General features: G+C 58.3%; 19 protein-coding genes, 1 pseudogene and 1 riboswitch. Of the genes and pseudogenes, 13 read left to right on the top strand and 7 right to left on the bottom strand.

The genetic code is table 11. The features are described from left to right. Positions 1 to 53 precede the first annotated feature (53 nt). Positions 54 to 890 (bottom strand): pyridoxal phosphatase, encoded by an 837-nt coding sequence (locus tag AC1VYI_RS17905; protein WP_047742451.1) that lies wholly within the window; start codon positions 888 to 890, stop codon positions 54 to 56. Between the two features lie 162 nt (positions 891 to 1,052). Beyond that, positions 1,053 to 1,265 (bottom strand): annotated as a pseudogene (locus tag AC1VYI_RS17900) (HAD-IIB family hydrolase); the annotation flags it as partial. Positions 1,266 to 1,405: 140 nt separating this feature from the next. Between AC1VYI_RS17900 and pgl the strand changes: the two are divergent. After that, on the top strand, positions 1,406 to 2,401 hold the full coding sequence (gene pgl, locus AC1VYI_RS17895; protein ID WP_226483654.1) for a 6-phosphogluconolactonase: 996 nt from the start codon (positions 1,406 to 1,408) through the stop codon (positions 2,399 to 2,401). A 121-nt stretch (positions 2,402 to 2,522) separates the two neighbouring features. Here pgl and AC1VYI_RS17890 read toward each other — a convergent pair whose 3' ends face one another. Next, positions 2,523 to 3,806 carry a putative acyl-CoA thioester hydrolase gene (locus AC1VYI_RS17890; RefSeq protein ID WP_047173442.1) on the bottom strand — a complete coding sequence of 428 codons (1,284 nt, stop codon included), beginning with the start codon at positions 3,804 to 3,806 and terminating at the stop codon, positions 2,523 to 2,525. A gap of 226 nt (positions 3,807 to 4,032) precedes the next feature. Here AC1VYI_RS17890 and hutI point away from each other — a divergent pair, with 226 nt between their 5' ends. From hutI to hutH, 5 genes are all read left to right on the top strand, one after another. Continuing rightward, positions 4,033 to 5,256, top strand: coding sequence for an imidazolonepropionase (gene hutI, locus AC1VYI_RS17885; RefSeq protein WP_134866641.1), 1,224 nt, complete (start codon positions 4,033 to 4,035; stop codon positions 5,254 to 5,256). Then, on the top strand, positions 5,253 to 6,191 hold the full coding sequence (gene hutG, locus AC1VYI_RS17880; protein ID WP_134866640.1) for a formimidoylglutamase: 939 nt from the start codon (positions 5,253 to 5,255) through the stop codon (positions 6,189 to 6,191). The genes hutI and hutG overlap by 4 nt, the downstream gene beginning before the upstream one ends. A gap of 19 nt (positions 6,192 to 6,210) precedes the next feature. Further along, complete coding sequence (locus AC1VYI_RS17875) at positions 6,211 to 6,945, top strand: histidine utilization repressor (protein ID WP_023310841.1); 735 nt, start codon at positions 6,211 to 6,213, stop codon at positions 6,943 to 6,945. Positions 6,946 to 7,072: 127 nt separating this feature from the next. Next, positions 7,073 to 8,758, top strand: coding sequence for a urocanate hydratase (gene hutU, locus AC1VYI_RS17870; protein WP_059446400.1), 1,686 nt, complete (start codon positions 7,073 to 7,075; stop codon positions 8,756 to 8,758). Next, the gene (gene hutH, locus AC1VYI_RS17865) at positions 8,758 to 10,278 is read left to right on the top strand and encodes a histidine ammonia-lyase (protein WP_023310843.1); all 1,521 of its coding nucleotides are present in this window, start codon (positions 8,758 to 8,760) and stop codon (positions 10,276 to 10,278) included. The genes hutU and hutH overlap by 1 nt, the downstream gene beginning before the upstream one ends. A 98-nt stretch (positions 10,279 to 10,376) precedes the next feature. Here hutH and AC1VYI_RS17860 read toward each other — a convergent pair whose 3' ends face one another. After that, positions 10,377 to 10,853, bottom strand: coding sequence for a kinase inhibitor (locus AC1VYI_RS17860; RefSeq protein ID WP_008501131.1), 477 nt, complete (start codon positions 10,851 to 10,853; stop codon positions 10,377 to 10,379). Positions 10,854 to 10,901: 48 nt separating this feature from the next. Next, the gene (gene bioA / locus AC1VYI_RS17855) at positions 10,902 to 12,191 is read right to left on the bottom strand and encodes an adenosylmethionine--8-amino-7-oxononanoate transaminase (protein WP_072263161.1); all 1,290 of its coding nucleotides are present in this window, start codon (positions 12,189 to 12,191) and stop codon (positions 10,902 to 10,904) included. An 86-nt stretch (positions 12,192 to 12,277) separates the two neighbouring features. Between bioA and bioB the strand changes: the two genes are divergently transcribed. From bioB to bioD, 4 genes are read left to right on the top strand one after another with little or no spacing between them, the layout of a single operon-like run. Further along, positions 12,278 to 13,318, top strand: a complete 1,041-nt coding sequence (bioB, locus tag AC1VYI_RS17850; RefSeq protein WP_033144975.1) for a biotin synthase BioB — start codon at positions 12,278 to 12,280, stop codon at positions 13,316 to 13,318. Beyond that, positions 13,315 to 14,472, top strand: a complete 1,158-nt coding sequence (bioF, locus tag AC1VYI_RS17845; protein WP_134866639.1) for an 8-amino-7-oxononanoate synthase — start codon at positions 13,315 to 13,317, stop codon at positions 14,470 to 14,472. The genes bioB and bioF overlap by 4 nt, the downstream gene beginning before the upstream one ends. Beyond that, positions 14,456 to 15,211, top strand: coding sequence for a malonyl-ACP O-methyltransferase BioC (gene bioC / locus AC1VYI_RS17840; protein ID WP_134866638.1), 756 nt, complete (start codon positions 14,456 to 14,458; stop codon positions 15,209 to 15,211). The genes bioF and bioC overlap by 17 nt, the downstream gene beginning before the upstream one ends. After that, the gene (bioD, locus tag AC1VYI_RS17835; RefSeq protein ID WP_134866637.1) at positions 15,204 to 15,905 is read left to right on the top strand and encodes a dethiobiotin synthase; all 702 of its coding nucleotides are present in this window, start codon (positions 15,204 to 15,206) and stop codon (positions 15,903 to 15,905) included. Before bioC ends, bioD begins: the two co-directional genes overlap by 8 nt. Here bioD and AC1VYI_RS17830 read toward each other — a convergent pair. Next, positions 15,868 to 16,590 (bottom strand): ABC transporter ATP-binding protein, encoded by a 723-nt coding sequence (locus AC1VYI_RS17830; protein WP_134866636.1) that lies wholly within the window; start codon positions 16,588 to 16,590, stop codon positions 15,868 to 15,870. The two genes, bioD and AC1VYI_RS17830, sit on opposite strands and share 38 nt — an antisense overlap. A gap of 752 nt (positions 16,591 to 17,342) precedes the next feature. Here AC1VYI_RS17830 and uvrB point away from each other — a divergent pair. After that, positions 17,343 to 19,358, top strand: coding sequence for an excinuclease ABC subunit UvrB (uvrB, locus tag AC1VYI_RS17825; protein WP_109846300.1), 2,016 nt, complete (start codon positions 17,343 to 17,345; stop codon positions 19,356 to 19,358). Between the two features lie 467 nt (positions 19,359 to 19,825). On the opposite strand, the gene yvcK is transcribed toward uvrB, so the two are convergent. Continuing rightward, complete coding sequence (gene yvcK / locus AC1VYI_RS17820) at positions 19,826 to 20,734, bottom strand: uridine diphosphate-N-acetylglucosamine-binding protein YvcK (RefSeq protein ID WP_023310851.1); 909 nt, start codon at positions 20,732 to 20,734, stop codon at positions 19,826 to 19,828. Between the two features lie 225 nt (positions 20,735 to 20,959). Next, positions 20,960 to 21,093, top strand: a riboswitch (molybdenum cofactor riboswitch). Here yvcK and moaA point away from each other — a divergent pair. Then, positions 21,081 to 22,070 (top strand): GTP 3',8-cyclase MoaA, encoded by a 990-nt coding sequence (gene moaA / locus AC1VYI_RS17815; protein ID WP_482882221.1) that lies wholly within the window; start codon positions 21,081 to 21,083, stop codon positions 22,068 to 22,070. It overlaps the preceding riboswitch by 13 nt. A 24-nt stretch (positions 22,071 to 22,094) precedes the next feature. Further along, the gene (moaB, locus tag AC1VYI_RS17810) at positions 22,095 to 22,607 is read left to right on the top strand and encodes a molybdenum cofactor biosynthesis protein B (protein ID WP_024908761.1); all 513 of its coding nucleotides are present in this window, start codon (positions 22,095 to 22,097) and stop codon (positions 22,605 to 22,607) included. Positions 22,608 to 22,609 lie beyond the last annotated feature (2 nt).

The raw sequence follows: 22,609 nt of genomic DNA, 5'->3' as shown, positions 1-22,609 counted from the left end.
TCATTCCATTTTCAGGTGTGAATTTTATCATATCGAACATCTCTGTTTCAGTTTCACGCTGTAATTTTTTCTACTGAAAAGTACTGGTTTACTACATCAGCAATTCCATTTTCCGTATTGTTACCTATTACTAAATCAGCACACGCTTTCACTTCATCAACAGCGTTACCCATAGCAACACCCAAGCCAGCAGTCTCCAACATACTTAGATCGTTGAAATTATCGCCAAAGGCTATTACCTGGCTCATAGATAAACCTTGTGATTCTACCCATTGTGCCAGGCGTTTACCCTTACTGTTTCCGGCTTGTGCTATGTCTACTTGGTCGTGCCAAGACCATTCACAAGCAAGGCCAAGCTCACGCTCTACGATCTGAACAAAGCGATGTAGTTTTTCAGTATCAGAATCAGTAAGGGCGAATTTCCATATAGCATCAACATTTTGAGAGGCTTCACTCAGAGAGGGTACTTGTTTGAATACTGGACGTTGTGACTCTGGAAGAGATTTAGCCCAATTTTCTGTACGGATAATATGCCCCGTTGGATTTTGATAAAACATGGCATCATCGGCATACATCAGACTATGAACATTGTAACTATCAAGTAGGTTTACTAATTGAGTAGCTTGTTCTGGTTGTAATGGGTCTGAGGCAATAACTCTTTTTTCGGCGTAATCGTACAATAAAGCACCGTTACAACATATAGCTGGTGTATTCAGTGCTAATGCCTGATAAAAAGGATGGATGGCTACAAAGTGCCGTCCGGTAACTATGACAACCTTTGCCCCTGATTTACGGGCATTCTGTAGGGCAGTTAATGAGGCTGGTAAAATAGTTTTTTCTGGCGTCAATAAAGTGCCGTCCAGATCAAGGGCGATTACCTGATAGTCCATGTAGTGATTCACCTGATTTTGGTATGTAGTTTTTCCGATAGTACACCGCTTTGCGGCTACGACGAAACAAGGTGAAGAGAGTCTTGTTGAGCACTGGAACAACGTTGGATACTGGCGTATTGCCCTGGATTGGTGAAAATGTTGTAATAAGCGTCACACACTCAAATAAGTGCCATTACAACAAATTGCAGGTGTATCTAACGCCAGTGCCTGATAAAAAGGGTGAATGGCAACGTGATGTCGACCCGTTACGATAAGGAGTTGATATCCCGCTTCCTGCGCGCGTTTTAGCGCCTCAAGGGAGGAGGGGAGAAGGGTTTTTTGCGGCGTCAGTAAGGTACCGTCTAAATCCAGAGCAATCACACGCGAGGTCATCTGTTTTCCCGGGTTAATATTGAATTTACGTTTTGATGGGATGGTACACCGAGAGGCGAACGCTTCAAAACTCCTGTCGACAATTCAGCATTCACCGTCAAAAGTTAACTACTTTCATGCGCAGTGAGGAGTGAATATTCATGAAACAAACCGTTTATACCGCCAGTCCTGAAAGCCAGCAGATCCACGTCTGGCGTTTAAATACCGAAGGGACACTCACGCTGGTTCAGGTTGTAGATGTGCCAGGCCAGGTACAGCCGATGGTCATCAGCCCGGATAAACGTTTCTTGTACGTGGGTGTGCGCCCGGAGTTCCGCGTGCTGGCCTATCGCATTTCTCCGGGCGATGGCGCGCTGACGTACACTGCCGAAGCCCCGTTGCCGGGCAGCCCAACCCATATCTCGACCGATCGTAAAGGCAACTTTGTCTTCAGCGGCTCTTATAATGCGGGCTGCGTCAGCGTAACGCGTCTGGAAGAGGGCATTCCGGTCGAAACCGTGGATGTGGTGGAAGGGCTTGAAGGCTGCCACTCGGCGAATATCTCTCCGGATAACCGCACGCTGTGGGTGCCTGCGCTGAAGCAGGATCGTATCTGCCTGTTCACCCTGAGCGACGATGGTCACCTGGTGGCGCAGAATCCTGCCGAAGTGACTACCGTTGAAGGTGCCGGCCCGCGCCATATGGTCTTCCATCCGAACCAGCAGTACGCCTATGTGGTTAATGAACTGAACAGCTCGGTGGACGTATGGGAGCTGAAAGATCCTAACGGCCAGATCGAGTGCGTGCAGACGCTGGACATGATGCCGTCTGATTTCTCCGATACCCGGTGGGCGGCGGATATCCACATTACGCCAAATGGTCGCCATCTGTACGCCTGTGACCGTACCTCCAGCCTGATTACCGTGTTTAGCGTCTCTGAAGACGGCAGCGTGCTGGCGATTGAAGGGTTCCAGCCAACGGAAACCCAGCCGCGCGGCTTTAATATCGATCACAGCGGTAAATACCTGATTGCGGCGGGGCAGAAATCCCACCACATCGCGCTGTATGAAATTAAAGGCGAGCAGGGGCTATTGGAAGAGAAAGGACGTTACGCCGTAGGCCAGGGGCCAATGTGGGTCGTGGTCAACGCTCACTAAGCGGCTAAAAACAAAAAACCTCGCGAATGCGAGGTTTTTTTTATGCCCGGTAGAACGGCGTTTACCGGGCCTGCGGGCTATGTAGGCCCGGTAAGGCGAAGCCACCACCCGGCAAAACAGCTTACTGCTTCGGCTCAGTAACCACTTTGCTACCCAGACCGCGGTTGTTGTATTCCCACATGCGGTTGAAGTTAGCGTCGTTCAGGTTGCGCTGCACGTTCCCTTTATCATCCACCGCACCGGTGTTGCCGGAGAATGGACGTTTGGAGATCGCGGCATCAGCCCACGGCTTCGCCATGTTGAAGCCTTCGTTGATCACGCTGTCGCGGATCACGACCTGACCGTTGGTCGCAGAGTCCACGTCCAGGGAGCGTCCCAGCTGCGCCACGCCGTCACCGGCAGCGTTAAAGCGGCTGTTCACGGCCAGGAAGCCGTAGAAGAGGTTAGACTGGGTTGCCGGAGCAAACACGTAACCTTCCTGCTGAGTACGTGAGTTCACCACGCGGAAATCGGTATTATCAAACACCACCGCGCCGCGACCGGACACCAGATCCACGTCACCTTCAACGTAGCTGTTGGTCACCAGGGTACGAGTCAGGCGGTTATTCTGCAGGGTGTTCTGCACGCCGCTGTTGGTCACGAAGAAGGTGTTCTGACGGCCAAGAATGTTGACGTTGTTAATCTGCACCTTATCGCCATCGCTACGCAGCGCAACGGCCTGGTGGCTGCCGGCATCAACGCTGTCGCCCAGGGTATTCTGAATGGTCAGGTTTTGCAGCTGCAGACCGTTATTCTGAGACCAGAACACCGCCGAGCACATCACGCCAATGGTGGCGGAACGCTTGCTCTGGCAGTTATCAAACATGTACCACGCCGGTTTGCCCGGCATATATTTACCGGCCGGGTTCACCAGGTGACGCCAGGTGTTGCTGTCGATTTCGGAATCAATCGCCAGGCCAATTTTTACGTCGATCGCTTTTTCGCCCAGACCGTAAAGCGTAATGCTGCCCGGTGCCGCCGGAACATACACGGTGCCTTCATATTCACCCGGCAGGATCGCGATGTACTGGCGAGACGCGCTGTGTTTAGTGATGGCAGCATCAACCGCAGCCTGAATAGAGGTATGCGTTACGCCCTGCGCACCCGCCGGGCCAACCACGAAGTCAGGCTGTTTAGGCAGGTTAATAGAAGACGGTGTCCACGGCGCAGCGTTAGGATCCATCGCCGAGAAGTAGTGCGCACGATCGAAGTTCTTCGCTTCATCAGCGGACAAAATCGGGCGGGAGGCGGTACCGGGCGCAACCTGCTCAGAAGGGCGCTGATCCGGTGGTGTTGAACTGCATGCGGATAAGGTCACGCCAAAGGCGAGTGCTAACGCCAGACGGGAAATCCTGGAAATGTTCAAGGTAGAGCTCCTGGGTATGCAAGTCTTAAACGGGATAGACGAAATAGCCTGCTTTTTTATACTAAGTTGAGCGAAACGGGAAGATAAAAAGGGTAAAAGTTGCATTTTTAGCCCCGGAGCGGCAGGTAAGTGATCACAAATAAATAACATTTTCAGTCAAGGCGGTTGACAGTAGACGGTGGATGCAAATAAATGTCTATACAACCTAAGACAAGTGGAATGCCCCATGCAGCAGATTCATCCCGACGATGTAATATGGCGAAATGCGCGACTGGCTACGATGGCGCCGGACGTACCTGCGCCTTATGGACTGAAAGAGCAACACGCCCTGGTCGTGCGCGGCCACACTATTCTGGCCGCGATCCCTGAATCTGACATTCCTTCCGGACACCGTCACTGTGTCGATCTTCAGGGACGTCTGGTCACGCCTGGCCTGATTGACTGCCATACCCACCTGGTATTTGGCGGCGACCGCGCGGCGGAGTGGGAGCAGCGTCTGAACGGCGTCTCTTATCAAACCATTAGCGCCCAGGGGGGCGGGATTAACGCTACCGTGACGGCGACGCGCAGCAGCTCAGCCGAAACCTTGCTGAAACTGGCGCAGCAGCGGCTCCAGCGTCTCATGAATGAAGGCGTGACGACCGTTGAAATCAAATCGGGATACGGGCTCAACGCCGAGGCCGAAGAGAAAATGCTGCAGGTTGCCCGCCAGCTGGGCCTCAATAATCCGATCGATATCAGCCCAACGCTGCTGGCGGCCCATTCGGTTCCGCCGGAATACCGGCAGGATCCTGACGCCTACCTCACGCTGGTCTGTGAGCAGATACTGCCCACGCTGTGGCAAAAAGAGTTATATGAAGCAGTCGACGTGTTTTGTGAAAACGTCGGCTTTACCCCGTCGCAAACCGAACGCCTCTTCAAGGCCGCCGCCGCGCTGGGTATCCCGGTGAAAGGGCACGTCGAGCAGCTGTCGAATCAGGGCGGCGCGGCGCTGGTCAGCCAGTATAAGGGCCTTTCCGCCGACCATATTGAGTATCTCGACGACGCAGGCGTTCAGGCGATGGCGCAAAGCGGCACGGTTGCCGTCCTGTTGCCGGGTGCGTTCTATTTTCTTCAGGAGCGCCAGCGTCCACCGATTGAACAGCTCAGAAAACAGGGCGTGCCGATGGCGGTCGCCACCGACTATAACCCCGGCACCAGCCCGTTTGCGAGCCTGCACCTGGCGATGAACATGGCCTGCGTCCAGTTTGGCCTGACCCCGGAAGAAGCCTGGGCTGGCGTCACGCGCCATGCCGCGCAGGCGCTGGGCCGCGGGGAAACCCACGGGCAGCTGCGGGCAGGGTTTGTCGCCGATTTTATCGTCTGGGATGCTCATCATCCGGTAGAGATGGTCTACGAGCCGGGACGCAACCCGCTATATCAACGTATTTTCCGTGGGGAGGCAGTATGAGGTTATGGCGGCCCGTAGCCGAAACCGTCTGGCAGGGGCGCGATGACAGCGCCGAGGCCAGCAGCGCAAAGCGCATTTTCCAGACGATAAAGCAGCAGGGCCAGTTCACGCCGCTTTCATCCGGCATCGCGCTGATAGGCTTTGAATGTGATGAAGGGGTAAAACGCAATCAGGGCAGGCCCGGCGCCGTGCAGGCACCGGATATGCTGCGAAAAGCGCTGGCAAATATGGCAAGCCATCAGGGGCATGACCGGCTGGCGGATATGGGCTCGGTGTACGTTGAAGGTGACGAGCTGGAAGCGGCACAGCAGGCGTTAAGCGATGCCGTGACGTCATGCCAGCGGTCCGGGATGCGCACGCTGGTCTTTGGCGGCGGGCACGAAACCGCGTGGGCGCACGGTCGCGGCGTGCTGGACGCCTTTCCGAACGAGCGGGTTGTCATTATCAACCTTGATGCCCATCTCGATCTGCGCAAGGCCGACCGGGCCACATCCGGCACCCCGTTTCGCCAGCTGGCGCGCTACTGCGATGAGCGCGGGCGGGAATTTCACTACGCCTGCCTTGGCGTGAGCCGGGCGGCGAACACGCAGGCTTTGTGGGATGAGGCCGAACGCCTGAACGTCACGCTGGTGGAAGATCTCCATTTCAGGCGCGATGCGCTATCCGCCCTGGAAAAGGTACTGGCGCAGGCCGACCATATCTATCTGACGATCGATCTGGACGTCCTGCCCGCCAGCGAAATGCCTGCCGTGTCCGCACCGGCTGCGTTAGGCATACCGGCGCTGGATCTTCTCCCGGTTATCGAACAAATCTGCCGCAGCGGTAAGCTACAGGCCGCCGATCTGGTAGAGTTTAACCCGCAGTACGATCGGGACGGGCAGGGCGCTAAGCTCGCCGCCCGCCTGGCCTGGCAAATTGCTCACTGGTGGGCATAACACTATTCAAGGAGTCACGATGTTTTCACGCTCACCTCTGCCGCAGTCGAGCCCTCCCGCGCCTTTCTATGAAAAGGTGAAGCAGGCAATTAGCGAAAAAATCGCTACCGGCGTCTGGCGCCCGCACGATCGCATTCCTTCGGAGGCCGAGCTGGTGGCACAGTTTGGTTTTAGCCGGATGACCGTCAACCGGGCGCTGCGCGAGCTGACCGACGAAGGGCTTCTGGTGCGCCTGCAGGGCGTGGGGACGTTTGTGGCGGAACCGAAAGGACAGTCGGCCCTGTTTGAAATCCGCAGCATTGCGGACGAGATAGCCGCGCGTAATCATCAGCACCGCTGCGAGGTGCTGGTGCTCGAAGAGACCCAGGCCAGCGCCGAGCAGGCCACGGAGCTTAACGTCAAGGAGGGAAGCCGCATTTTCCACTCCGTGATGGTGCATTTCGAAAACGACATTCCGGTGCAGATTGAAGATCGCTGCGTTAACGCTGAGCGGATACCGGACTATCTGAACCAGGATTACACCCAGACCACGCCGCATGCCTATCTCTCGCTCGTCGCACCGCTGACGGAAGGGGAGCACATTGTGGAGGCCGTGCGCGCCACGCCGCAGGAGTGCGAAAGGCTGCGCATTAAAGAGCACGATCCGTGCCTGCTGATCCGCCGCCGTACCTGGTCCTCGTCGCACATTGTGTCGCATGCCCGGCTGCTTTTCCCGGGTAATCGCTACCGGCTGCAGGGCCACTTCATGTCATAAGTTTTATAAGCGTGATCGCTAACGCAATATAACAAAATTGTATCTTTTTTGTTAAATCTGACCTTGTGTGTGCTTGTCTATACAAGTATATCTAAATGCATCATCTGTCCCCTATGAGGAGCACACAATGTCGTCAGGTAAATACCGCCAGCAGGACGTCCGCGCCGCGCGCGGCACCACGCTTACCGCCAAAAGCTGGCTCACCGAAGCCCCGCTGCGCATGTTGATGAACAACCTCGACCCTGAGGTGGCGGAGAACCCCCACGAGCTGGTGGTCTACGGCGGCATAGGCCGCGCCGCGCGCAACTGGGAATGCTATGACGCAATTGTAAAATCCCTGACCGAACTCGAACACGACGAAACCCTGCTGGTGCAGTCCGGCAAGCCGGTTGGCGTGTTCAAAACGCACAAAAACGCGCCGCGCGTGCTGATCGCTAACTCTAACCTCGTGCCGCACTGGGCCACCTGGGAACACTTCAACGAACTGGACGCAAAAGGACTGGCGATGTATGGCCAGATGACCGCCGGGAGCTGGATCTACATCGGCAGCCAGGGGATCGTGCAGGGCACCTACGAAACCTTCGTGGAAGCCGGTCGCCAGCACTACAACGGCTCACTGAAAGGCCGCTGGGTATTGACCGCGGGTCTCGGCGGCATGGGCGGCGCGCAGCCGCTGGCCGCCACGCTTGCCGGCGCATGCTCGCTCAACATTGAGTGCCAGCAGAGCCGCATTGATTTCCGTCTGCGCACCCGCTACGTCGATGAGCAGGCAACCGATCTGGACGATGCGCTGGCGCGCATCAAAAAATACACCTCTGAAGGCAAAGCGGTGTCGATTGCCCTGTGCGGCAACGCGGCGGACATTCTTCCTGAACTCGTCGCCCGCGGCGTGCGCCCGGATCTGGTCACCGACCAGACCAGCGCCCATGACCCGCTGCACGGCTATCTGCCAAAAGGCTGGTCGTGGGAAGAATATCAGCAAAAAGCGGAGACCGACCCGGAAGGTACGGTGCTTGCCGCGAAACGCTCTATGGCGGAACACGTCTCAGCGATGCTGGCCTTCAGCCAGATGGGCATTCCGACCTTTGACTACGGTAACAACATCCGCCAGATGGCGAAAGAGATGGGCGTGAATAACGCCTTTGACTTCCCGGGCTTCGTTCCTGCCTATATTCGCCCGCTGTTCTGCCGCGGCATCGGTCCGTTCCGCTGGGTTGCCCTGTCCGGTGACCCGGAGGATATCTACAAAACCGACGCCAAAGTGAAGGAGATCGTCGCTGATGACGAACATCTTCACCACTGGCTGGACATGGCCCGCGAGCGCATTAACTTCCAGGGCCTGCCGGCGCGTATCTGCTGGGTAGGGCTGGAGTGGCGTCAAAAACTCGGCCTCGCCTTCAACGAAATGGTGCGCAGCGGTGAGGTTTCCGCGCCGATCGTCATCGGCCGCGACCACCTGGACTCCGGCTCCGTCGCCAGCCCGAACCGCGAAACCGAAGCCATGCGCGACGGCTCGGATGCGGTCTCCGACTGGCCGTTGCTGAACGCTCTGCTGAATACCGCCAGCGGCGCGACCTGGGTGTCGCTGCACCACGGCGGCGGCGTGGGGATGGGCTTCTCCCAGCATTCCGGGATGGTCATCGTCTGCGACGGAACCGATGAAGCCGCCGCGCGTATCGCTCGCGTACTGCACAACGACCCGGCAACCGGCGTGATGCGTCACGCGGATGCGGGTTACGAAATTGCCATTGACTGTGCCAAAGAGCAGGGCCTTAACCTGCCGATGATCCCTGCCACACAAGGAAAGCATTAATGAACGCATTAACACTCACTCCCGGCTCGCTGACGCTCAAGCAGCTGCGTAACGTCTGGCGCAAGCCGGTCACCCTTTCGCTGGATGCAAGTGCCCATGCCGCCATTAACGACAGCGTCGCCTGCGTCGAAGCCATCGTTGCCGAAGGGCGCACCGCCTACGGGATTAACACCGGCTTTGGCCTGCTGGCGCAGACCCGCATCGCGACACACGATCTGGAAAACTTACAGCGTTCGCTGGTGCTGTCACACGCGGCGGGCGTGGGTCAGCCGCTGGATGATGAGATTGTCCGTCTGATGATGGTGCTCAAAATCAACAGCCTGGCCCGCGGCTTCTCCGGCATTCGACTGAGCGTGATTCAGGCGCTGATGGCGCTGGTCAATGCGGAAGTCTATCCGTGGATCCCGGCAAAAGGTTCCGTCGGTGCCTCCGGCGATCTTGCGCCGCTGGCGCACATGTCGCTGCTGCTGCTGGGGGAAGGCAAAGCGCGCTGGCAGGGCGAGTGGCTTCCTGCGAAAGAGGCGCTGAAAAAAGCCGGGTTAAACCCGATCACCCTGGCGGCGAAAGAGGGGCTGGCGCTGCTGAACGGCACGCAGGCATCGACCGCTTTCGCGCTGCGCGGCCTGTTTGAAGCGGAAGATCTGTTTGCCTCAGCGGTGGTGTGCGGTGCGCTGACCACCGAAGCCGTGCTGGGCTCGCGTCGCCCGTTCGATGCCCGCATCCACGAGGTGCGCGGTCAGCGCGGGCAGATTGATGTCGCCGCGATGTACCGTCACGTGCTTACCGACACCAGCGAGATCGCGGATTCACACCACAACTGTGAAAAGGTGCAGGATCCCTATTCCCTGCGCTGCCAGCCGCAGGTGATGGGCGCGTGCCTGACGCAGCTGCGCCAGGCGGCAGAAGTGCTGTTGGTGGAGGCCAACGCGGTGTCCGATAACCCGCTGGTCTTCGCCCAGGAAAACGAGGTGGTCTCCGGGGGCAACTTCCATGCCGAGCCGGTGGCAATGGCGGCGGATAATATCGCCCTGGCGATTGCCGAAGTCGGCGCGTTGTCCGAGCGCCGCATCGCGCTGATGATGGATAAACATATGTCCCAGCTGCCGCCGTTCCTGGTGCGTAACGGCGGGGTCAACTCGGGCTTTATGATTGCCCAGGTGACCGCGGCGGCGCTGGCGAGCGAGAACAAAGCCCTGTCGCACCCGCACAGCGTGGACAGCCTGCCAACGTCAGCGAACCAGGAAGATCACGTTTCGATGGCGCCGGCTGCCGGGCGTCGTCTGTGGGAAATGGCCTCCAACACCCGCGGCGTGCTGGCGGTGGAGTGGCTGGCGGCATGTCAGGGTGTCGATCTGCGTGAAGGGCTAAAATCCAGCCCGCTGCTGGAGCAGGCGCGTCATGTGCTGCGCGAGCACGTATCGCACTACGATGATGACCGCTTCTTTGCGCCGGATATTGATAAGGCGATGCAGCTTCTGGAAGAGGGAAGCCTTGTAGGACTGTTACCTTCGGTGCTGTGATTTTTTGCCCTCACCCTCTCCCACAGGGAGAGGGAATTGCCCGGTTTTCACCCTCTCCCTGTGGGAGAGGGCCGGGGTGAGGGCATCAGCCCGCACTATTATGAATACATCGCCGTAATCGACGCGCTGCCCAGCGAATGGAAATGCACGTTAAACCCTACCATCGCGCCGCTCGCCCCTTCATCGACCTCAATCTTCTCCACATCCAGCGCGTGCACCGTGAAGATATAGCGGTGGGTTTCCCCTTTTGGCGGCGCCGCGCCGCCGTAGCCCGCTTTACCAAAATCGGTGCGCGTCTGAATGGCGCCTTCAGGCAGGGCAACCAGGTCTGAACCGGAACCCTGCGGCAGGACGCGCGTGTCGGCAGGCAGGTTCGCCACAATCCAGTGCCACCAGCCGGAGCCGGTCGGCGCATCCGGGTCGTAGCAGGTCACGACAAAGCTTTTTGTTCCGGCCGGAACCTCATCCCACGCCAGGTGCGGGGAGATGTTGTCTCCCTGATACCCCATGCCGTTGAATACGTGGCGTTCCGGTAGTTTTTCACCGTCGCGCAGATCTTTACTGATGATTTTCATACGGTTTACCCTCGTTGATCGCTCGTTCAGCAAGTGTAATGCATAGGGTTACATCGTGAAATGCGCGGGAATGTTAACGGCTGTTACAACCGCGTCGGTTAATTTACGCAGCTGCTCTGGCGTAATGCTGTACGGCGGCATCAGGTAGATAAGCTTGCCGAAAGGCCGCACCCAGACGCCCTGCTCAACGAAGAAGCGCTGCAGCGCCGCCATATTCACCGGATGGGTGGTTTCAATCACGCCGATGGCGCCCAGCACGCGCACGTCTGCCACGAAATTTGCGCCAGAGGCGGCGCTCAGCTCCTCTTTCAGCTGCGCCTCAATCGCCGCCACCTGCGTCTGCCACTCGCCGCTCTCCAGAATGGCGAGGCTTTCGCTTGCGACGGCGCAGGCCAGCGGGTTGCCCATAAACGTCGGGCCGTGCATAAAGCAGCCGGCCTCGCCGTCGCTGATGGTGTCGGCCACCTGGCGGGTCGTGAGCGTGGCGGAGAGCGTCATGGTGCCGCCGGTCAGCGCCTTGCCCAGACACAGTATATCCGGCGCAATGCCCGCATGTTCGCAGGCAAACAGCCTGCCGGTGCGGCCAAAGCCGGTGGCGATCTCATCGGCAATCAGCAGAATGCCCTCGCGGTCGCACATCTTGCGAATACGCCTCAGCCATTCCGGATGGTACATCCGCATTCCGCCTGCGCCCTGCACAATCGGCTCCAGGATCACGGCGGCGATTTCATGGCGATGCGCCGCCATCAGCCGCGCGAAGCCGACCATGTCCATCTCGTTCCACTCGCCGTCGAAACGGCTCTGCGGGGCAGGGGCAAACAGGTTTTCCGGCAGATAGCCTTTCCACAGGCTGTGCATCGAGTTGTCCGGATCGCACACCGACATCGCCCCGAAGGTATCCCCGTGATAGCCGTTGCGGAAGGTGAGGAAGCGCTGGCGCGTTTCACCCTTCGCGTGCCAGTACTGCAGCGCCATTTTCATCGCCACTTCCACCGCCACGGAGCCGGAATCGGCCAGGAACACGCACTCCAGCGATTCAGGCGTCATCGCCACCAGGCGACGGCATAAATCCACCGCGGGCTGATGGGTGATTCCGCCAAACATCACATGCGACATCTGGTCAATCTGCGCCTTCATCGCCGCATTCAGGCGCGGGTGGTTGTACCCGTGAATGGCCGCCCACCACGAAGACATCCCGTCAACGAGCTGTTCGCCGCTGGCGAGGTGCAGCTCGCAGCCGTGGGCCGAGGCCACCGGATAAACGGGAAGAGGGCGGGTAGTGGAAGTGTAAGGGTGCCAGATATGCTGCTTGTCGAAGGCGAGATCGTCCTGGGTCATAATCGACTTGTAAACCATTTTGAAAAGTTTTAGGTTTACGAGTATAAACCGAACCGAAAATTAACAAAACCCTTTGGAGAAGCCCGATGGCTCACCACGCACGCTGGACGATGTCGCAAGTCACTGAATTATTCAACAAACCTTTCCTTGAGCTGATGTTCGAAGCCCAACAGGTGCATCGTCAGCACTTCGATCCGCGCCATGTTCAGGTCAGCACGCTGCTGTCGATCAAAACCGGTGCCTGTCCTGAAGACTGCAAATATTGCCCGCAGAGCGCGCGCTACAAAACCGGTCTCGAATCCGAACGGCTGATGGAAGTGGAGCAGGTGCTCGACTCCGCTCGCAAGGCGAAAAACGCCGGCTCGACCCGCTTCTGCATGGGCGCGGCGTGGAAGAACCCGCACGACCGCGACATGCCGTATCTGGAGCAGATGGTGAAGGGCGTGAAGGAGATGGGCCTCGAAGCCTGTATGACGCTCGGCACATTAAACGAGGAGCAGGCGCAGCGCCTCTCCGCCGCAGGGCTGGACTACTACAACCACAACCTCGACACCTCGCCGGAGTTTTACGGCAACATCATCACCACGCGGACCTATCAGGAGCGTCTGGACACGCTGGATAAAGTGCGTGACGCGGGGATCAAGGTCTGCTCGGGCGGTATTGTCGGCTTAGGCGAAACGGTGAAAGACCGCGCGGGCCTGCTGCTGCAGTTGGCAAACCTGCCGACCCCGCCGGAAAGCGTGCCGATCAACATGCTGGTGAAGGTTAAGGGAACGCCGCTGGCGGATAACGACGACGTGGATGCGTTTGATTTTATTCGCACCATCGCGGTGGCGCGCATCATGATGCCGACCTCTTTCGTGCGCCTCTCTGCCGGTCGCGAGCAGATGAACGAGCAGACCCAGGCGATGTGCTTTATGGCCGGAGCCAACTCCATCTTCTACGGCTGCAAGCTGCTGACCACGCCGAACCCGGAAGAGGACAAAGACGTTCAGCTGTTCCGCAAGCTGGGGCTTAACCCGCATCAGACCGAGGTGCTGACGGGCGATAACGAGCAACAGCAGCAGCTGGAGCAGCAGATTTTCAACGCCGACACCGACCAGTTCTACAACGCGGCAGCCGTATGACCTGGCAGGCACGCATTAATACCGCGCTGGAGGAACGCCGGGCGGCAGAGGCGTTTCGCATTCGCAGGGTGGTGGAAAACGGCGCGGGCCGTTTTCTTACCCGCGAGGGGCGGCAGTTTTGTAATTTCTCCAGCAACGACTATCTCGGGCTGAGCCAGCATCCTGCCATCATCCGCGCCTGGCAGCAGGGTGCGGAGCGGTTTGGCGTGGGCAGCGGCGGCTCGGGACACGTCAGCGGCTACACCACGGCGCATCAGGCGCTGGAAGAGGCGCTTGCCGACTGGCTCGGCTACCCGCGCGCGCTGCTGTTCATCTCCGGCTTTGCCGCCAACCAGGCGGTCATTACCGCCCTGATGGGAAAAGAGGACCGGATTGTCGCCGACCGCCTGAGCCACGCCTCGCTGCTGGAGGCGGCAAATTTAAGCCCGGCGCAGCTGCGCCGCTTTGCCCATAACGATGCGGGGCAGCTCGCCGCGCTGCTGGATAAACCCTGCGACGGACAGCAGCTGGCGGTCACCGAAGGGGTGTTCAGCATGGACGGCGACAGCGCGCCGCTTGCCGCGCTGCACGAGGCCGCAAAGCGGCAAAACGCCTGGCTGCTGGTTGACGATGCCCACGGCATTGGCGTAATGGGTGGCGAAGGTCGCGGCAGCGCGCATCAGCAAAACGTAAAGCCGGAGCTGCTGATCGTCACCTTCGGCAAAGGCTTTGGCGTCAGCGGCGCCGCCGTGCTGTGCAGCGAGTCCGTCGCCGACTATCTGCTGCAGTTTGCCCGACACCTGATCTACAGCACCAGCATGCCCCCGGCACAGGCAGTGGCGCTGTCTGCGTCGCTGGCGGTGATCCGCAGCGCGGAAGGGGATGAACGTCGTCAGCGGCTGGCAGAGCATATCTCCCGCTTCCGCAAGGGGCTAGCGGCGCTGCCCTTCCACAGCCCCGATTCGCAGAGCGCCATCCAGCCGGTGATTGTCGGCGAAAACGGCCGCGCGCTGGCGCTGGCACAGGCGCTGCGCGAGCGCGGCATGTGGGTTACAGCCATTCGCCCGCCAACGGTCCCGCCGGGCACCGCGCGGCTGCGTTTAACCCTGACGGCGGCGCATGAGGCTCGGGATATCCAGACGCTGCTGGAGGCGCTCCATGACGCCGGTGAATAAACAGGCCGTCGCGGCGGCATTTGGTCGGGCCGCGCAGAGCTATTCGCAGCACGATGAGCTGCAGCGTTTGAGCGCGCAGGGGCTTCTGGCCGCGCTTGGCGAGAACCGTTTTCCGCAGGTGCTGGACGCCGGATGTGGTCCCGGCAGCAACAGCAGCTACTGGCGCGGGACGGGAAGCCAGGTGACGGCTATCGACCTCTCGGACCAGATGCTCGACGAGGCGCGTCAGAGGCAGGCAGCGGATCGCTATCTGCTGGCGGATATCGAGGCGATCCCGCTGGCGGATGCGCAGTTCGATCTGGTCTGGAGTCATCTGGCGGTCCAGTGGTGCAGCAGCCTGCCGCAGGCCTTACGCGAGCTTTATCGCGTTGCGCGACCGGGCGGGAAGGTGGCCTTTACCACACTGCTGGAAAGCTCGCTGCCGGAGCTAAATCAGGCGTGGAAAGCGGTGGATGAGCAGCCGCACGTTAACCGCTTTTTATCGCATGAGCAGGTGACGCAGGCGCTGGCAGGCTGGCGCTACCGCAGCACGGTGCAGACCATCACCCTCAATTTTGGCGATGCGTTCAGCGCCATGCGTTCGCTGAAGGGCATCGGCGCCACGCACCTGCACGCCGGACGGGAGAAAAAACCGCTCACCCGGGGCCAGCTGCAGCGTCTGGAGCTGGCCTGGCCTCAGCAGCGGGGACATTTCCCGCTCTCTTATCAACTTTTTCATGGGATTATCGAACGTGAGTGAACGTTATTTTGTCACCGGAACGGATACGGAAGTGGGAAAAACGGTGGCCAGCTCGGCGCTGCTGCAGGCGGCGCGAAAGCTTGGGAAAAACACCGCCGGATATAAGCCGGTTGCTTCCGGCAGCGAGATGACGGCGGAAGGGTTACGCAATACCGACGCGCTGGCGCTCCAGCGTAACAGCACGCGTGAGCTTGCCTATTCAGCGGTGAATCCGTACACCTTTGCCGAGCCGACCTCGCCGCACATCATCAGCGCTGACGAAGGTCGTCCGATTGATTTCACCGTGCTGTCAGCCGGGTTACGGACGCTGGAAAGCCAGGCCGACTGGGTGCTGGTGGAAGGCGCAGGCGGCTGGTTTACGCCGCTTTCGGACACGCAGACGTTTGCTGACTGGGTGCAGGCCGAGCAGCTTCCCGTCATTCTGGTCGTCGGCGTCAGGCTGGGCTGCATCAATCACGCCATGTTGACCGCGCAGGCCGTACAGCAGGCCGGGCTGACGCTGGCGGGCTGGATAGCCAACGACGTGGTTGCGCCGGGGAAACGACACCAGGAGTATCTGGCGACGCTCAGGCGCGTACTTCCCGCCCCGTGCCTCGGGGAAATTCCCTGGCTTGCTGACGGCGTGGAAAATACCGACACCGGGCGTTATCTCGATCTCAGCGTCTTGCTTTCCGCGACATCCAGTGCGCGATAAGCTCGTCATCCAGCTCGTTAACGTGGCCCTGCGCCACGTTACGCCCGCGATAGAGCATGCAGAAGCGGTCCGCAACCCGGCGGATAAACGACAGTTGCTGCTCCGCTAATAGCACCGTCATACCTAACTCCCGGTTTAAGCGCACCAGCAGCTGCCCCAGCTTCTGGGCGAAGCTGTGTCCTGCGCCGTGCAGGGGCTCATCGAGGATCAGCAGGTGCGGACGGTTCACCAGCGCATTAGCCAGCGCCAGCTGGTACTGGTCGTCCGGAGAGAGCGTGTTGGCGCGGGCCTGACGCAATGCGTAGAGCGCCGGAAACAGGTCGTAAACGTCACTTTTCGCCTCCGGGTTGGGTTTCCCCATCGCCCGCATGGCGATATGCAGATTCTCCTCAATCGTTAACTGGGAGAAGATCCGCCTGTCCTGCGGGACATAGCCTATCCCCGGTCCTGAGCGCTGTTCTGGCGGCAGGTTAAGCAAGTCGCGCGGCGGCGCGCCCGCCTCGTGCCAGATGATGCTGCCGCTTTCAACGGGCACTCTCCCGGCGATGCAATTCATGAGGGTGGTTTTCCCCATCCCCGGCAGGCCAACGACGCCTGTACACATCCCTTGCGGAAAATCCAAATTCACGTTCCATAGCGTATGTTGGCTTCCGTAAAACTGATTCACAGCACGCAGACTCAACATCTTTTTCTCCTTAAAAATGTGTGTAGGTGAGGCTCGGGTTTGAATCTGCAAAACCCCTGCCAGAAACCGAAAAGTGTTCAAAAAAACGGCTTTTTTAGGAATAAGTCACCAGAGAGGGGCTGAGATAAAAGGGAATTGCACATCGACGGTGCTGGAGGTGGTGAGTTGTGGTGCAGAACCCGAAATGATGAAAATGTGAGCAAGATCCCATCGGTTGGTTATGAATGACGCAACTGTTAATCATCAAAAAATAGCTATAAAATTTTTTTACTGCGGTCTCGTGGGAAAAACCGGGAATTTGCCGAGCGCCAGTCTGCATGGGCTGGAAGCAGTTATCCACTATTCCTGTGGATAACCATGTGCATTAGAGTTAGAAAACACGCGATAAGCGAGAGAAGACGCGGCTTACGCCCAAATTGGCGCGAAACGCGGCTTTAGAAAATATCGTTTATTATTTAATTGCTTAGATAAAAGCAATTCCCGTCATGAAAGTGTCACCCGTTGCCACAAAACTATCATTACCTGGCTTGACAAATGTTAAAAAAGAAAAAGTTCTGGGGATAACCTGACCTGACTGGTGTTTTATATTGTCACAGTCCAAATTTTGGCCGCTATCGCGCTAATCATTCAGGCGCTATGCTAAATATCCTGACATGCTACTGGTTTTTCATCCAGTGTTTTTTACTGGCATTCCTGGCAACAACGAGTAAAATTACTCACCTGCCGCTTATAACGTCATCAGGTTGTCGCCCATGAGTAAACCGTTCAAATTGAATTCTGCTTTCCGTCCATCTGGCGATCAGCCTGAGGCGATCCGTCGTCTGGAAGAGGGGCTGGAAGACGGGCTGGCGCACCAGACGCTGCTGGGGGTAACCGGCTCGGGTAAAACGTTCACCATCGCCAACGTGATTGCGGATCTCCAGCGCCCAACGATGGTGCTGGCACCCAACAAAACCCTGGCCGCGCAGCTTTACGGCGAGATGAAAGAGTTCTTCCCGGAAAACGCGGTGGAGTATTTCGTCTCCTACTACGATTACTACCAGCCTGAAGCCTACGTACCGAGCTCTGACACCTTCATCGAGAAGGATGCCTCGGTGAACGAACACATCGAACAGATGCGTCTGTCGGCCACGAAGGCGCTTCTGGAGCGTCGCGATGTGGTCGTCGTCGCGTCGGTTTCCGCGATCTACGGTCTGGGCGATCCGGATCTCTATCTCAAGATGATGCTGCACCTGACGCAGGGGATGATCATCGACCAGCGCGCCATCGTTCGTCGTCTGGCGGAGCTGCAGTATGCCCGTAACGATCAGGCGTTCCAGCGCGGCACCTTCCGCGTACGCGGTGAGGTGATCGACATCTTCCCGGCGGAATCGGACGATATGGCGCTGCGCGTCGAGCTGTTTGACGAAGAGGTTGAACGCCTGTCGCTCTTCGACCCGCTGACCGGACACATTGAATCAGTGATCCAGCGCTTCACCATCTACCCGAAAACGCACTACGTGACGCCGCGCGAGCGTATCGTGCAGGCGATGGAAGAGATCAAAGTGGAGCTGGCCGAGCGCCGTAAGGTGCTGCTGGCGAACAATAAGCTGCTGGAAGAGCAGCGCCTGAGCCAGCGTACCCAGTTTGACCTTGAGATGATGAACGAGCTGGGCTATTGCTCCGGCATTGAAAACTACTCGCGCTTCCTCTCCGGGCGCGGGCCGGGCGAGCCGCCGCCGACGCTGTTTGACTACCTTCCGGCAGACGGTTTGCTGGTGATCGACGAATCCCACGTCACGATCCCGCAGATCGGCGGGATGTACCGCGGTGATCGGGCGCGTAAAGAGACGCTGGTAGAGTACGGGTTCCGCCTGCCGTCAGCGCTGGATAACCGTCCGATGAAGTTTGAAGAATTTGAGGCATTAGCGCCGCAAACCATTTACGTCTCGGCCACGCCGGGCAACTACGAGCTGGAGAAATCCGGTGAAGACGTTGTCGATCAGGTTGTGCGTCCGACCGGATTGCTCGACCCGATTATTGAAGTTCGTCCAGTGGCTACGCAGGTGGACGATCTGCTCTCAGAGATCCGCGCCCGTTCCGCCATCAACGAGCGCGTGCTGGTGACCACGCTCACCAAGCGTATGGCGGAAGACCTCACCGAGTATCTCGAAGAGCACGGCGAGAAGGTGCGCTATCTGCATTCGGATATCGACACCGTGGAGCGCATGGAGATTATCCGCGATCTGCGTCTGGGCGAGTTTGACGTGCTGGTGGGGATCAACCTGCTGCGAGAAGGTCTGGACATGCCGGAAGTCTCGCTGGTGGCGATTCTGGATGCGGACAAAGAGGGTTTCCTGCGTTCTGAACGCTCCCTGATCCAGACCATCGGCCGTGCCGCGCGTAACGTCAACGGGAAAGCGATTCTGTACGGTGACAAAATCACCCCGTCGATGGCGAAAGCGATTGGCGAAACGGAGCGCCGCCGCGAGAAACAGCAGCGCTACAACGAAGAGCACGGCATTACCCCGCAGGGGCTGAACAAGAAGGTGGTGGATATTCTGGCGCTGGGTCAGAACATTGCCAAAACCAAAGCGAAAGGTCGCGGCAAGGCGCGTTCAGTGGTGGAAGAGGATACCGTCGTGCTGACGCCGAAAGCGCTGCAGCAGAAAATCCACGAGCTGGAAGGGCAGATGATGCAGCACGCGCAGAACCTGGAGTTCGAAGAAGCGGCGCAGATCCGCGACCAGCTTCATCAGCTGCGGGATCTTTTCATCGCGGCATCGTGAGTAAAGCGTTGTTTTCTCCCTCTCCCCGTGGGAGAGGGATCCCCAGTAATTTTTGAACAGAAGCAATAACGTTGTTTCAGAGCGATTGAAGGCTATCAGCGATGCTCTGGTCCGGCTGTAAATCGCTGAGGTGTTTCCTGCAGGCCGGGGCGAGGCGCAGGGATGCGCCGAGAGGGCGGGCTTTACAGGGACGTTACCTCCGCCCTTACCCGATAAGCCGAAAGGAATAAGCCGAGGGCACCGCGAAGCGGCGATTTACCGCCGGGAGCCCGGGTCGCCAGGGTGGTGGCGATTGAGCCACCCTGGCACGTTCACAGGCCATGTCGTTACAGAGTAGCAAGGAACATAAAGTGAACGGAATGACCACCAGAGTCGTATGTTCCCCTTCACCTCAGCCCTCTCCCTCAAGGGAGGGGGGGCGTCCGTGCGGGCATTATTATGAGGGCATCAGGCCGCACAAAACGAACCTAACCCAGCGCCTGAATCGCCTTCTCCAGCGCCTCGCGCAGCAGGTGACGGTCATGGCGATATTTAATATCACTCGCTTCCAGTGGCTCCTGCACGACCACGCGGTCGCCAATACCCGACACATCCACCTTCGGTCCGACCACGACGCCGTCGATAATTTTTTTACCGACGTACTGCTCCATTAATTCAAGCTTATCTGCCAGCGACAGGCTCGCCGCCGCCGGACTCAGTTCACGTCCCAGGTTACCGATGTAAACCATCGGGGCAGGGGTGCGGCGCAGCGCCTGCGCCAGCTCTTTCACCAGCAGAATGGGCATCAGGCTGGTATAAAAACTGCCCGGACCGATCAGGATAAGATCCGCTTCTCCGATGGCCTCCACCGCTTCTCGCGTGGCGGGCACGCTCGGATAGGTCATTAACTCCGTGGGCGGCAGGATGAGCTGGTCAATATTCACCTCGCCGTAAACTTCATGCCCTTCGGCGTCGATGGCCATCAAGTCTACCGGTTGTTCTGACATGGGGATCAGGAATGCGTCAACTTTCAGCAGATTACGGATTAAGTTGATGGCTTCCAGAGGCCGTACGCTCAGGTGATCCAATGCCTTTAACATCAGATTTCCAAGGTTATGCCCGGAAAGTTCGCCATTACCGCCAAAACGGTACTCAAACATCGCCGATGCGACGCTCGGCTCGGTAATTAACTGGTTCAGGCAGTTGCGCATATCTCCCCAGGCAATGCCGCCTTCGGCACGACGAATGCGCCCGGTTGAGCCGCCGTTATCGGTGGTGGTCACTATCCCTGTCAGCCTTGAGCCGAGTGACGACAAAGAGGACATAACCCGGCCCAAGCCGTGTCCTCCGCCAAGAGCGACCACTCGGTCAAGATCCGCAAAAGTGCGATTGCGCATACGTATTCCTTATCACGTTCGATCGCGTAACAGTAACCTAACTACCCCTAAAAGACGATGCCTCACCCGATGCAAAATGACGTATATCAATGTGAAAATGCGGTTTTTAGGTATTCTGTAGCGAAAATGCAGGATTGATTCGCTATATACGTAACTATATAGCGAAAGGCGATAATGGCGCCGTGAGAATTTACGCGCTACTATCGCCCTAACCACGTTTTCAAAATTGAAAACATACACTCTAGCCCTTGTGCCTGTGTCGAAAGATATGGCGCTCTGGCCGTGGCGAATTTGCCACCAGGGTACAGAAAGAAATGACTGTGCCTCCCGATCTGGAAAGGTGTACATGGCTTCACAACTTACTGATGCTTTCGCGCGTAAGTTTTATTACTTACGTCTGTCGATTACCGATGTGTGCAACTTCCGTTGCGCCTACTGCCTGCCCGATGGCTACAAACCGGGCAGCGTCACCAATAACGGCTTTCTCTCCGTGGATGAAGTGCGCCGCGTCACGCGCGCCTTCTCTGAGCTCGGCACCGAAAAAGTGCGTCTGACCGGCGGCGAACCCTCTCTGCGCCGCGATTTCCCCGACATCATTGCCGCCGTGCGTGAAAACGAACGTATCCGCCAGATTGCGGTGACCACCAACGGTTACCGCATGGCGCGCGACGTGGCGAACTGGCGCGATGCGGGGCTGACGGCGATCAACGTCAGCGTCGATAGCCTGGACGCCCGTCAGTTCCACGCCATTACCGGCCAGGATAAATTTCAGCAGGTCATGGACGGCATCGACGCGGCATTTGCGGCCGGGTTCGAGAAGGTCAAAGTCAACACGGTGCTGATGCGCGATGTAAACCACCATCAGCTGGACACCTTCCTGGCGTGGATCCAATCCCGCCCCATTCAGCTGCGTTTTATCGAGCTGATGGAAACCGGCGAGGGCAGCGAGCTGTTCCGTCGCCATCACATCTCCGGCATGGTGCTGCGCGACGAACTGCTGAAACGCGGCTGGATCCACCAGATCCGCCAGCGCAGCGACGGCCCGGCGCAGGTCTTCTGCCACCCGGATTACGAAGGTGAGATCGGGCTTATCATGCCCTATGAGAAAGACTTCTGCGCCAGCTGCAACCGCCTGCGCGTCTCCTCCGTTGGCAAGCTCCATCTTTGCCTGTTCGGCGACGGCGGCGTGGACCTTCGCGATCTGCTGGAAGATGATGCGCAGCAGGGCGCGCTTGAAGCACGCATTTCTGACGCGCTGACGCATAAAAAACAGACCCACTTCCTGCATCAGGGCAATACCGGTATTACTCAGAACCTGTCTTATATCGGCGGGTAATCAGGCTTAAGAAGGAATCAGAATATGAGTCAGGTAAGCGCAGAATTTATCCCGACACGCATTGCTATCCTTACCGTTTCCGACCGCCGGGGCGAAGAGGATGATACCTCTGGCCACTGGCTGCGCGAGGCGGCCCATGACGCGGGGCATCACATCGTCGATAAAGCGATCGTGAAGGAGAACCGCTACGCCATTCGCGCTCAGGTTTCGCAGTGGATTGCCAGCGATGAGGTGCAGGTGGTGCTGATCACCGGCGGCACCGGTTTTACCGCAGGCGATCAGGCCCCCGAAGCGCTGATCCCGCTTTTCGACCGCGAGGTAGAAGGCTTCGGCGAAGTATTCCGCATGCTCTCCTTTGAAGAGATTGGTACCTCCACGCTCCAGTCGCGCGCCGTTGCCGGGGTGGCTAACAAAACCCTGATTTTCGCTATGCCGGGCTCGACCAAAGCCTGCCGCACCGCGTGGGAAAACATCATCGCCCCGCAGCTGGACGCCCGTACCCGTCCGTGTAATTTCCATCCCCATTTAAAGAAATAAGC

The sequence above is a fragment of the Enterobacter sp. QK-SA4 genome, assembly GCF_056856775.1.
The sequence above is the reverse complement of the archived record's forward strand: the minus strand, read 5'-3'. Positions and strand labels throughout refer to the sequence as shown.